9 protein-coding genes, 8 tRNA genes and 2 rRNA genes (1 of these 19 running past the window's edge) are annotated in these 12,523 nt (G+C 38.9%); 4 read left to right on the plus strand and 15 right to left on the minus strand.

Annotated elements, in window-relative coordinates; translation table 11 throughout:
* Positions 1 to 68: 68 nt before the first annotated feature.
* From A5880_RS07210 to A5880_RS07225, 4 genes are all read left to right on the plus strand, one after another.
* The gene (locus A5880_RS07210; protein ID WP_086330897.1) at positions 69 to 1,976 is read left to right on the plus strand and encodes an NAD(P)/FAD-dependent oxidoreductase; all 1,908 of its coding nucleotides are present in this window, start codon (positions 69 to 71) and stop codon (positions 1,974 to 1,976) included.
* A 111-nt stretch (positions 1,977 to 2,087) separates the two neighbouring features.
* Positions 2,088 to 2,510 (plus strand): NusG domain II-containing protein, encoded by a 423-nt coding sequence (locus tag A5880_RS07215; protein ID WP_086330896.1) that lies wholly within the window; start codon positions 2,088 to 2,090, stop codon positions 2,508 to 2,510.
* A gap of 16 nt (positions 2,511 to 2,526) precedes the next feature.
* Positions 2,527 to 3,087, plus strand: coding sequence for a Gx transporter family protein (locus tag A5880_RS07220; protein WP_086330895.1), 561 nt, complete (start codon positions 2,527 to 2,529; stop codon positions 3,085 to 3,087).
* A gap of 39 nt (positions 3,088 to 3,126) precedes the next feature.
* Positions 3,127 to 4,113 (plus strand): polyprenyl synthetase family protein, encoded by a 987-nt coding sequence (locus A5880_RS07225; RefSeq protein ID WP_086330894.1) that lies wholly within the window; start codon positions 3,127 to 3,129, stop codon positions 4,111 to 4,113.
* A 53-nt stretch (positions 4,114 to 4,166) separates the two neighbouring features.
* On the opposite strand, the gene gor is transcribed toward A5880_RS07225, so the two are convergent.
* The 15 genes from gor to A5880_RS07300 all read right to left on the minus strand — a co-directional run.
* On the minus strand, positions 4,167 to 5,519 hold the full coding sequence (gene gor / locus A5880_RS07230; RefSeq protein WP_086330893.1) for a glutathione-disulfide reductase: 1,353 nt from the start codon (positions 5,517 to 5,519) through the stop codon (positions 4,167 to 4,169).
* Between the two features lie 94 nt (positions 5,520 to 5,613).
* Positions 5,614 to 6,855: a peptidase U32 family protein gene (locus tag A5880_RS07235; protein WP_086330892.1), complete on the minus strand. Its 1,242-nt coding sequence runs from the start codon at positions 6,853 to 6,855 to the stop codon at positions 5,614 to 5,616.
* A gap of 13 nt (positions 6,856 to 6,868) precedes the next feature.
* The gene (locus tag A5880_RS07240; RefSeq protein ID WP_086330891.1) at positions 6,869 to 7,789 is read right to left on the minus strand and encodes a peptidase U32 family protein; all 921 of its coding nucleotides are present in this window, start codon (positions 7,787 to 7,789) and stop codon (positions 6,869 to 6,871) included.
* 311 nt (positions 7,790 to 8,100) lie between these two features.
* Positions 8,101 to 10,590, minus strand: a complete 2,490-nt coding sequence (locus tag A5880_RS07245; RefSeq protein ID WP_086330890.1) for an ATP-dependent Clp protease ATP-binding subunit — start codon at positions 10,588 to 10,590, stop codon at positions 8,101 to 8,103.
* A gap of 4 nt (positions 10,591 to 10,594) precedes the next feature.
* Positions 10,595 to 11,062: a CtsR family transcriptional regulator gene (locus tag A5880_RS07250; protein ID WP_086331423.1), complete on the minus strand. Its 468-nt coding sequence runs from the start codon at positions 11,060 to 11,062 to the stop codon at positions 10,595 to 10,597.
* Positions 11,063 to 11,219: 157 nt separating this feature from the next.
* Positions 11,220 to 11,293: transfer RNA gene (locus A5880_RS07255), tRNA-Pro, on the minus strand.
* An 84-nt stretch (positions 11,294 to 11,377) separates the two neighbouring features.
* A tRNA-Arg gene (locus A5880_RS07260) sits at positions 11,378 to 11,451 on the minus strand.
* Between the two features lie 99 nt (positions 11,452 to 11,550).
* Positions 11,551 to 11,636: transfer RNA gene (locus A5880_RS07265), tRNA-Leu, on the minus strand.
* Between the two features lie 10 nt (positions 11,637 to 11,646).
* Positions 11,647 to 11,718: transfer RNA gene (locus tag A5880_RS07270), tRNA-Gly, on the minus strand.
* Positions 11,719 to 11,726: 8 nt separating this feature from the next.
* Positions 11,727 to 11,799, minus strand: a tRNA-Thr gene (locus tag A5880_RS07275).
* Positions 11,800 to 11,831: 32 nt separating this feature from the next.
* Positions 11,832 to 11,913: transfer RNA gene (locus tag A5880_RS07280), tRNA-Leu, on the minus strand.
* Between the two features lie 12 nt (positions 11,914 to 11,925).
* A tRNA-Lys gene (locus A5880_RS07285) sits at positions 11,926 to 11,998 on the minus strand.
* 6 nt (positions 11,999 to 12,004) lie between these two features.
* A tRNA-Val gene (locus A5880_RS07290) sits at positions 12,005 to 12,077 on the minus strand.
* A gap of 15 nt (positions 12,078 to 12,092) precedes the next feature.
* A 5S ribosomal RNA gene (gene rrf / locus A5880_RS07295) occupies positions 12,093 to 12,208 on the minus strand.
* Positions 12,209 to 12,301: 93 nt separating this feature from the next.
* Positions 12,302 to 12,523: ribosomal RNA gene (locus A5880_RS07300) — 23S ribosomal RNA — on the minus strand (it continues 2,690 nt past the right edge of the window).

Genomic DNA, 12,523 nt, shown 5'->3' on the forward strand with positions numbered 1-12,523 from the left:
CTATATAATGAATTCGATTGTGTAATTATTATCATTTTTATTTTATTTTTTTAAGGAGCGGATTATCAATGACAAAGCAAAAAATTGTCGTTGTGGGAGCTGGTTATGCTGGAGTTTCAGCTACTAAATTTTTAGCCAAAAAATTGAAAAAAGATTCTGACGTTGAGATTACTTTAATTGATCGTCATTCTTACCACACCATGATGACTGAGTTGCACGAAGTAGCTGGAGGACGTGTTGAACCTTCTGCGATCCAATATGACTTGCAGCGTTTATTCTCACGTAAAAAGAATGTCACTCTTGTAACAGACACTGTAACTGGTATCGATAAAGACAAAAAAGTCGTTCAAACAAAGTTAGGTTCTTATGAATTTGACCAATTGATTATCGGTATGGGCGGCGAGCCAAATGATTTTGGTACTCCTGGAGTGAAAGAACATGGATTTACTTTATGGTCTTTTGAAAACTCTCTGAAAATTCGTGAACATATCTTGGAAACAGTTGAAAAAGCAGCTATTGAACCAGATCCAGAAGTACGTAAAGCGATGCTGACATTTGTTGTCTGCGGTTCAGGATTTACTGGTATCGAAATGGTTGGCGAATTAATCGACTGGAAAGACCGTCTTGCAAAAGACTTCAAACTTGATCCCAATGAGTTTACATTAATGGTCGTTGAAGCAATGCCGACAATCTTAAACATGTTATCTCGCAATGACGCAGCCAAAGCTGAACGTTATTTAGAGAAAAAAAATGTGAAATTATTACTTAACGCACCAATCGTTGAAGTAGCAGCAGATCACATCAAATTAAAAGATGGTTCTACTGTTGCAACACATACATTGATTTGGACTGCAGGTGTTAAAGCGACTTCTGATGCGGCTGACTTCGGTTTAGAGTCTGCTCGTGGTAATCGTTTGGTCGCTAATGAGTTTATGCAAGCTAAAGGATATGAAGATAAAAACATTTATATCGTTGGTGACTTAGTGTATTACGAAGAGTTTCCAGAAACACCAACACCACAAATCGTTCAAGCAGCTGAACAAACGGGTCACACAGCAGCAGCGAACATCGTGGCAGATATTAAAGGAACTGAAAAACATAAATTCAAAGGAAATTATCAAGGATTCATGGTTTCTGTCGGCTCTAAATGGGGCGTAGCAAACTTATTTGATAAAATTCACCTTAGCGGTTTCTTAGCAATCATCATGAAACACATCGTTAACTTGAAATATTTCTTTGATATCCGTTCTGGTTATTATATGTTCCAATATATTATGCACGAATTCTTCCATATTAAAGACGACCGCAACGTAACACGCGGACATTCTTCTCGTTATGGTAATGTTTTATGGAGCGTTCCATTACGTGTATTCTATGGTATGGTTTGGCTAGTTGAATCCATGAAGAAAATTGTCGGAACTGGCGATTACTTGAAACCAAGCACTTGGTTTGGTGATGGGTCATGGTTTACAGATAAAGTTGCATTCCCATTCCCTTGGTTACAAGAACAAGTAACGACTGGTGCATCTGCCGCAGGCGGCGGGGCTGAGGCAACTGAAACAACAGCTAAAGCTGCTCAATTTGGTTTAAGCTATGCATATGGTGAAGAACCAATGCAAGTCTTTGATCATATGCCTAAATGGTTTGAAAGCGTGATGAAATTCATGATGCCTAACCAAGAAGTTGCGTTATTCATGCAAAAATTCATGACAATCGTTGAGGTCTTGATTGCTTTAGCCTTGATTGCTGGATTATTCACTTGGTTAAGTAGTGCCGCCACAATTGGTTTAACAATTGCTTTCTGTTTATCAGGCATGTTCTACTGGGTAAATATTTGGTTTATCTTTGTAGCCTTTGCTTTGATGAATGGTTCTGGGCGCTCACTTGGTTTAGACCGTTGGGTAATTCCTTGGTTACAACGTACACTAGGTAAATGGTGGTATGGTACACCTAAGTCTAGATACGGTAGTAAATAATTGTTACTTTAATAGTGAAAATCTAAGAGAGTTCTAGGTTTACTCCTAGAACTTTCTTTTCTACTTATGTTAGAATAAACAAAACTAAAAACAGCAAAGGAGAGGAAAGACGTGAATGTTAAAGAATTTATTCAAAAGAGTTATCTACGTCCGTGGGATATTGTCATTATTTTACTTTTAACGCTTAGTTCTTTCTTGCCCCTTGTTGTTTTTGGCATACAAAACACTGCACAAGATACAGCAACAAAACAAGCCATACTCAAAGTGGATGGTGAAATTATCAAAGTCTTTGATTTAAAAAAAGATGGGCCCACTTATACATACAAATATGAAGCTGATGATGGCGATTATAACTTAATCGAAGTTAGCGGTGATAGAATTCGCATGGTTGAAACAAATTGTGGAGATCAAATTTGTGTCCAACGAGGCTGGATTTCTAAAGCAGGCGAAACCCCCATTGCTTGTTTACCACATAATTTATTCATCACAGTTGAGGCTTCTGATGGGAGTGAAGATGGCAGTTTAATTTATTAAACGTTGCCAACATAGTATGAGCCAATTACAAAAAAATATTTATATTTCCATGTTAGTCGCCCAAGGTGTGATTATTGGATTAATTGAAAATATGATTCCTTATCCCTTTGCTTTTGCTCCCGGTGCGAAATTAGGACTAGCTAACTTAATTACGATTATTGCTCTTTTCACTATGCGAAAGAGAGACAGCTTCTTTTTAATTTGCATGCGTTTGGTATTAACAACCTTACTTGGGGGAACCATTTCGACGTTCTTTTATAGTGCGAGTGGATCTTTGCTTAGCTATTTGGGGATGCTTTTGATTATGCAATTAGGACCAAAACGTGTCAGCATCATTGGAATTAGCGCAGCTGGCGGTTTTTTGCATAACGTTGGGCAATTATTAACTACATGTTTCTTCGCTCAATCATGGGCGCCGATGCTTTATCTGCCATTTCTTTCATTTATTGGCTTATTGTCTGGAATTGCAATCGGAATTGCAGCCAATTATCTATTACGCCATGTGCAAACCTTGCGCCAATTTCAATTAAATTATGAATCCACAACGAAACATAAATGGAGTCAATATTTCCAATAATACCTTAATCTGATCGAGTACATTTAAAGGAGTCATTTTATGAACGTTCATCCAATGTGGGGAAAATATCCTGAATTAGCAAAAGAATTAAGTAGCACACTAAAGCTGATGGAAAATAGTGTTAACTTAAAAAACAAAGAGGTCGAAAATGCAGTCATGTCTATGATCCATTCCGGTGGCAAATTATTGCGACCAGCCTATCAACTTTTATTTTCACAATTTGGGGAGAAAAGAGAGAGTGAAAAAGCTGTTGCTTTAGCTGCGGCTATCGAGTTGTTGCATACCGCAACGTTGATTCATGATGATATTGTAGACGAAGCAGATATTAGACGAAGCTTGCCAACTATACGTTCTCAATTTGGTAATAGCACAGCTGTTTACGCCGGTGATTACTTGTTTGTCAGTTGTTTCAAATTATTAGCTGATTACTCTTCTACTTTAAAGAGTATCCAACTGAATTCTCGGAGCATGGAAAAAATATTGAGCGGCGAATTAGGCCAAATGGACAATCGCTATAATCTTGATATGACAATTGATCAGTATCTTGAAAATATTTCTGGGAAAACGGCTGAACTTTTTTCACTAAGTTGTTTCGTTGGTGCCTATGAAAGTGGTACAACCGAACGTTTCGCCAAAAATTGTGGAAAAATCGGGGAGAATATCGGCATCGCTTTTCAAATTATTGATGATGTTTTAGATTATACACAAAGCCCAGAACAGATTGGTAAACCTGTTTTAGAAGATGTTCGTCAAGGAATTTATTCATTGCCGCTTCTTTATGCTCTAGAAGAAGGACGTGAATCCTTACTTCCTTATCTAGAAAAAGGAGAGAAACTGAGTGATTCTGAAACAAATAAAATATACGAACTTATTCATTCATTTGGTGGTGTTACTAAAGCACAGAAATTAGCAGAAAAGTACACAAAGCAAGCACTAAAAGGTATCAATAAACTACCTGAAACATCCACTGATGCTAAAAATCAGCTATTAAAAATCACACAAGCCCTTCTTGTACGAACAAATTAAAAAAAGATTGGTAAAAACGCCATTACAGGTTTTTTTACCAATCTTTATATCTTTTACCTCATCGTCACAAATTCCTCAGAACCCGTCGGATGAATGGCTACTGTGTTATCAAAGTCTTTCTTCGTAGCACCCATTTTTATCGCAACTGCAAAACCTTGCAGCATTTCATCTACGCCAAGGCCAATACCATGTAACCCAACGATTTTTTCTTCTTCACCTACACAAACTAGCTTCATATCACATTTTTGACGATAATCACCTAGCGCAAAATACATCGGTGTAAACGTAGATTGGTAAATCTTGATATTTTCATCACCGTATTTTTCTTCCGCTTCTATTTCAGTCAAACCGACTGTAGCAATTGGCGGATGGGTAAAGACGACGGTCGGGATTGTTTCATAATCTAAATGCTCGTTTTCTTTTCCATTAAACAAACGCTCAGATAATCTTCTCCCAGCAGCAATCGCCACTGGAGTTAAGTCAATCTTTCCGATGACATCTCCAACAGCATATACTCCTGTTTGTGTGGTGTTTTGAAACTTATCTACTTTGACATGACCTTTGTCTGTTAGCTCAATCCGAGTATTTTCTAAACCTAATTTATCCGTGTTCGGCTGACGTCCCGTTCCAAAAACAATGCTGTCCGCAATGATTTTAGTTCCGTTTTCAAAGGTAATTTCTAGTTCACCTGTCGCTAATTTCTCAATGGATCGTGGAGTTGAGTGCGGATGGATATGCATGCCATCTTCTCGATAATGCTCAACAACTTTTTTAGATAACATTTCATCGAAATCACGTAACGGACACTCTTTCCTAAACGCCCAGTGTGTTTCAGCACCTAAACCATGGATTGTTCCCGCTAATTCCGCTGCAATATAACCTGCCCCGACAAATACTACTCGTTTCGGCATTTCTTCTAAAGCAAAGAAACCATTGGAATCAATTGCGTATTCTTCTCCTGGAATACCTAATTTTTGAGGGCGTCCACCTGTTGCAATCAAAATATGTGGTGCTGTATACGTATTTTCTCCTGCTTTAATAGTATGTTCATCAACAAATGTGGCATACTCGGCCAAGACCTCCACATTATTGCTATCTAAACCACGATGATACGCTGCATGTAAATTATCAATATACGCTTCACGATTTTGAACTAATTTTTTAAAGCTAAATGCTTTTACATCAACATCAAAACCATATCCCTCTGTATCACGTTGCATCATTTCCATCATTGAACTAGCTTGCCACATCACTTTTTTGGGTACACAACCAACATTGACGCACGTTCCGCCAATATTACCTGCTTCGATCAACAAAACTTTAGCACCGTACATACCTGCGCGATTAGCTGAAGCAATTCCACCACTACCGCCGCCGATTACGATGTAATCATATTGTTTGGACATAGTTTCCTGTTCCTCCTTAAAAGTTAAAAGCGTGATTCCTTCATTTTGCAAGGAAAGGGACAAGCCATTACAGCTAATCCCCCACTTTTATTATTTATTTTTTCTTACGAATCATATCTCCAATGGCTACTGGTTGTTCAACAGGCATTGTTAACATCATCATTGGATTTGGCGCTCGATCGATTGATTCGCCATCTTCATTATACATAACTTCTACCGTTTGATGGAAGTGATTGAACCCAGGACCGTAAAATTCAATTTCATCGCCTACGCTAAAATGGTTTCTTTGACGAATTGTCGCTACTTTTGTTTCCGGGTCATAGGCCATTACCTCACCGATAAATTTATATTGTGGAATTTTGCGGCGTGCTCCAAATAACTGTTCTTCATCTGTCGGAACGTGGTAATAGAAACCTGTTGACAACTCTCTTTGCGCTACTTTCCATAGTTCATCAATCCATTCTTGTTTGCATTCGTAGTTTTCTGGATCTTCCATGTAGGTATCAACAGCTTTTTTATACACATTAGCTACTGTGGAAACGTAATGAATGGATTTCATCCGTCCTTCGATTTTAAAACTATCTACGCCGTTTTGAATCAACTCAGGAATGTGTTGAATCATTGCCATATCAACTGCACTCATTGAAAATTCTTCTTCTACTTCACCTTTATCTGTCAAACTCGTCCGCACTCCACCAAAAGGCATGTCATATAGTTCATATTTCCAACGGCAGGACTGTGAACAACCGCCACGGTTTGCATCTCGCATTGACATATGATTGGATAAAGTACATCTTCCTGAATAAGAAATACACATTGCGCCATGAATAAAGGCTTCGATTTCAACATCCGTATTTTTACGAATTTCTGCTACTTCATCCATAGAGACTTCACGGGCTAAAACGACACGTTCCAATCCTTCATTTTTCCAGAACTCTAATGTTTCATAATTTGTAGCCGAAGCTTGCGTAGATAAATGGATCGGTAAGCCTGGTGCTTCTGTCGCACAAATTTCAATCAAAGCTGGGTCAGAAACGATAACCGCAGAAATCCCAACATCACGGATTTCTCTAAAAAAGTCTCCTGCTCCTTCTTGATTTCCTTCATGAGTAACCATATTTGCTGCTACATAAACTTTTGCTCCATGTTCCTTTGCAAAGGCCACGCCTTCAATCATCTCTTCTTTTGAAAAATTCCCTGCACGGCTACGTAGGCCATACGCATTTCCGCCGATATATACTGCATCTGCGCCATAATGAATGGCTGTTTTTAATTTTTCTAGCGTCCCTGCTGGTGCTAAGACCTCAGGACGCTTCAATGTTCGTTCGTTTGTCATATGTTTTTTCTCCTTATTTTATCTCGTCTGGATCCAAATCAAAGAATCCGATATCTAAACCGCGATTTTCTGGATGAAGTGCTTCAATCTGTTCAATCGCTTTTTGTGCTTGTTCATTTGACCAAAGTCCTATCTCTATGTGCTCTTTTGCTTCCACAAATTGCTTAACTACTTTCACAAAGTTCTCACCTGGTGCGTAAATGCCATCAAGCTTCCACTTTGTGTAATTATGATCATATAGTTTGCCCAGCTCTCCAACTAAATTCACATCATTATCTGCAAAAATATGTGTCCCATGGCTATCTTCATAAATTGAGTAATGCGTTTCTTCTTTTTTGGGTTCGGATATAAACAAACCACGTTCTTTACCTGCTGACTCATCATTCTTGGTAAAATTATAGTAGTTCTGCAATAACGGGCGTTTTGATTGATGGATACAGGTAGCACCATAAACGAGTACTTCTGCTGGCACCATTAAATTATCTTTCATCGCTTTCATTTCTTCAAAAGGAACTTCGCGCGCTAATACCGCACCAATGGCTCCACGCTTCGCCCAAAAATTAATTTGACGGGAACTAGTCACCAATGTCTCACCATCATAGATGTAAGGAATATCAATGTGATCACGCTGCATGACGAATACAACTCCTGGATCTCCAACAGTGACCTGGTCGACATTGATTTCTTTTAAGAAAGCTAAGTAGTCTGGTACTTTTTTCATTTTTTCTGGATGCATAATTCCGTTTAGCGCTATTGTTACTTTTTTACCAGCTTCGTGTGCTTTTTCTGTAATGACTTTTTGTTCTTCACGAGAAAATGACACTGGTAAACGCAAGCCAAACAGTTCTTCTCCTATATATAACGTATCCACTCCTGTTGCTAATAACGCCTCTGCTTGCTCGATAGATTCAGCAGTCGCAATAAGTTCAATCATTTGGTCTCCTCCTTTAAAAGCTAAATGTAAAATAGAAAAACTAGAGAGTAACAGGTTTCGCCACCAACTAATTTTATTTTTTTCCGAGATATAGGTTCCTCAAACTTTGTAAGTTTAAATGCTGACTATTCATCAGTTTAACTATAGAAAAATGATAGTTTTCTAACAACTGTTTTATAGTAGCATAGGTTCACAAACTTTCCAAGAGCCTCTCTTGTTTTAACGTTCATTTTTCACAAATTCTCTCTTTTTTAAAGAAAAAAACTGTACAAAACAGATTCGTTTTGCACAGCGAATAATTGATTCTTTCATTAAATTGTTTGTAGTACTTGATCAGGTTCCGGTGATTTAACAGTCAATGTTATTTTGCCTTTAGTTGCGCCAATCGTCACCTTATCTCCAAGATGAATTTGACCAGAAAGTAATGCTTCACTTAAACGATCCTCTACTTCTTTTTGTAAAGCTCGACGAATTGGACGTGCACCATATTCTGGATCAAAACCAACTTTTCCAATCACTTCAATAGCCGCTGCCGTGATTTTTACGTTGACATCTTGTTCTTTCAAGCGTTGAACAATAGATTTGCTCATGATTTTGACAATTTTATGGATTTCTTCTTGATCTAATGAGCGGAAAACGACTGTTTCATCCACTCGATTCAAGAACTCTGGACGAAATGCTTTTTTCAATTCTTCCATAATCCGTTTTTGCATCGCATCATAATCTTTTGTTAGATCTTTTACATTGAAGCCAACATTTTTCTCTTCACGAATTGCTGTTGCTCCGATATTTGACGTCATGATTAAAATTGTATTTCTAAAATCAACTTTACGTCCCTTAGAATCCGTTAAATGTCCATCATCTAACACTTGTAATAGAATATTAAAGACATCTGGATGTGCTTTTTCTACTTCATCCAGTAAAATAACAGAATATGGTTTTTGACGAATTTTCTCCGTTAACTGACCGCCCTCTTCGTAACCAACATAACCAGGAGGGGAACCAATCAAACGGCTAGTACTGTATTTCTCCATAAACTCAGACATATCTACCCGAACTAATGAGTCTTCACTGCCAAACATTGTTTCAGCCAAAGCTTTAGCTAGCTCCGTCTTACCTACACCAGTTGGACCTAAAAACATAAATGAACCAATTGGTCTGTTTGGATCTTTTAACCCACTACGGGCTCTACGAATCGCACGTGAGACAGCTTGAACTGCTTCGTCTTGACCAACGACTCTATGATGAAGAATACTTTCCAATTCAAGAAGGCGATCACTTTCTTTTTTCTCTAGCTGTTGAAGTGGCACACCTGTCCATTGGGAAACAACATTAGCCACATCTTGTTCTGTCACACGATTAGCATAGCCTGACGCTTCTTTTTGTTCTAATAATAGAATATTTTCTAATTTCCGAGCCATTTTTTTCTCTTTTTGACGTAATCTTGCTGCACTTTCAAACGATTGCGATTGAATAGCTTGTTCTTTTTCTTGAATCAAACGAATGATTTCCAAACGTAATTCATTAATTTCTGAAGGCTCATCGGCTAAGTCTAAACGTACTTTGGCTGCTGACTCGTCCATTAAATCAATTGCTTTATCCGGTAATTGGCGAGAATTAATATAGCGTACGGATAGCTGAACTGCTGCGTGCAAGGCATCATCTGTGATTTCTACTCCATGATGCTCTTCATAACGAGAACGCAGACCTTTTAAAATTTCTTCCGCTTCTTCTGGTGTTGGTTCATCAACTTGCACACGAGCAAAGCGTCGTTCCAAAGCAGAATCTTTTTCAATATATTTTTGGTATTCATCCAAAGTAGTGGCACCGATTGTTTGCAACTCGCCTCTAGCAAGTGCCGGTTTTAGAATATTCGATGCATCAATCGCTCCTTCTGCACCGCCTGCACCAATCAAGGTATGCAACTCATCAATAAATAAAATTACTTGTCCATCTTGATAAATTTCATCAATCACTTTTTTCAATCGATCTTCAAATTCACCACGATATTTTGTACCAGCGACTAACGCACCCATATCTAGCATCATCAATCGTTTTTCCTGCATATCTTCTGGAACTTCACCATTGACAATTTTTTGTGCTAAACCTTCAGCAATCGCTGTTTTACCAACCCCAGGTTCGCCAACTAATACTGGGTTATTTTTGGTCCGACGACTTAATATCTGGATCAAACGTCTCACTTCTTGCGAGCGACCAACAACAGGATCTAGATTATTTTCGCGAGCCAATTTTGTTAAATCACGTGCCAAAGAATCTAATGTGGGTGTTCCCTTAGGTGCTGCTTTTTGTGCTTGGCTATTACGTCTCCGTCCAACATTACCGCTCATTTGTGGATCAGTAACACCAATTTTCTTCATTAATAACTGACGCATTTTTGACAAACTTAACCCTAGATTCAATAAAATACGCGACGCCAGTATATCTTCATCCCTTAATAAGCCCAATAAAATATGCTCTGTGCCAATATTTGGCGCACCTAAACGTTTCGCTTCATCACCCGCATAAGCAAAAATTTGTTTTGCACGAGGAGAATAAGGTAAATAAGTGCCTTTAGGATAGGATTTAACTGTTCCATATCCTGTTAGATGTTCTATTTCTTCGCGAATATCATTTTTATCTGTATTCAATTGGCGTAAAGATTTCCCTGCGATTCCATTTGGCTCTAAAACTAAAGCCAGCAATAAATGTTCTGAACCAACAGATTGATGCCTAAAATATTTTGCTTCTTCTTGTGCAATAGCTAATACCGCTTTGGCACTTTCTGTAAATAATTCATCCATACTATCATTCCTCCTCATAACTCAAACGTTCTAAAAATGAATGCATCAATTGAGCACGTAAATAATCTTCATTTGATCCAGCTTTGCCTAAAATTTGTTTTCCAAGAACGGATAACATTAAGTTTCCTTCTCTTTTTGTAATCACATCTTCTTCATATAACTTCTGTATAAAAATCAGTGCATCTTTTTCTGAAAGCTCATTGCCTGTAAACTGAGCCATTTGCTTTAATAGTTGATCGCTGTCAGAAATCTGGACTTTAGCAATCCTAATATATCCGCCGCCTCCACGTTTGCTCTCAACAGAATAGCCTCGTTGAATGGTAAAACGTGTGTTAATAACATAGTTAATCTGGGAAGGAACACAATTGAATAAATGAGCCATTTCAGCTCTACGAATCTCGATTTTACTACTTTCTTCAAGAATCTTCTTTAAATATGCTTCTATTAAATCTGAAGTATTTTGATTACTCATCACACTCATCCTTTCCCCTTGACTAATACTGACCTTAATTATACATAATTTCAAAGGTTTAATAAAGGAGAATGTCCCAATTGATAAAAAAAGATACATATTATCCCTAATAAAAGATGAAACAAAAAAAGAACAGAAAAATTACTCTGTTCTTAAATCGGGAAGACAGGATTCGAACCTGCGACCCCTTGGTCCCAAACCAAGTGCTCTACCAAGCTGAGCTACTTCCCGTAGCTATAATAATAAAAAAAGACTAAACGTTTAAAAGGAACCAAATCTCCATACCTTCTAAATCGCAGTCAAACATTTTAACTATGCACCCAAAGGGAGTCGAACCCCTAACCTTTTGATTCGTAGTCAAACACTCTATCCAGTTGAGCTATGGGTGCTTAAAACAAGGATCAAAGCCAGATGTATTTATCTGCTTTGTACTTTTCAACATTTATTCTGTCAACTTCGCAATTGTCATTCACAGTGTTTCAAAGCAATGCCGAGGACCGGAATCGAACCGGTACGGTGATCACTCACCGCAGGATTTTAAGTCCTGTGCGTCTGCCAGTTCCGCCACCCCGGCGAACAAGCTAAGCGGAAAACGGGGTTCGAACCCGCGACCCCCACCTTGGCAAGGTGGTGCTCTACCACTGAGCTATTTCCGCATTCTGGATGCCGGCTAAAGGATTTGAACCCTCGACCCTCTGATTACAAATCAGATGCTCTACCAACTGAGCTAAGCCGGCGTATTTTCGCCTTATTTCAAGCGAGACTAAAATGCGGGTGAAGGGACTTGAACCCCCACGCCGTAAGGCGCTAGATCCTAAATCTAGTGCGTCTGCCAATTCCGCCACACCCGCAAAATATTTCTATGAGCCGTGCAGGGCTCGAACCTGCGACCCTCTGATTAAAAGTCAGATGCTCTACCAACTGAGCTAACGGCTCAAAAAATGGAGGTTAACGGGATCGAACCGCTGACCCCCTGCTTGTAAGGCAGGTGCTCTCCCAGCTGAGCTAAACCTCCAATACAACACGTTTAGCGTGGCGACGTCCTACTCTCACAAAGGGAAACCCTTCACTACAATCGGCGCTAAGAAGCTTAACTTCTGTGTTCGGCATGGGAACAGGTGTATCCTTCTCGCTATCGCCACCACACTGGGTGTTGTTGTATTCAAATGAGTGATTGTTCACTCAAAACTGGATTGAAGTCGTAATCAATTGACCGAAACACTTTTTTATTTCGTTTCTTTGGTTAAGTCCTCGACCGATTAGTATTGGTCCGCTCCGTACATCACTGCACTTCCACTTCCAACCTATCTACCTGATCATCTCTCAGGGGTCTTACTTTCTTAAAGAAATGGGAAATCTCATCTTGAGGTGGGCTTCACACTTAGATGCTTTCAGCGTTTATCCCTTCCCTACATAGCTACCCAGCAATGCCCTTGGCAGAACAACTGGTACACCAGCGGT

The organism is Enterococcus sp. 4G2_DIV0659 (genome assembly GCF_002140715.2).
Classification (GTDB): Bacteria; Bacillota; Bacilli; order Lactobacillales; family Enterococcaceae; genus Enterococcus_L; species Enterococcus_L mansonii.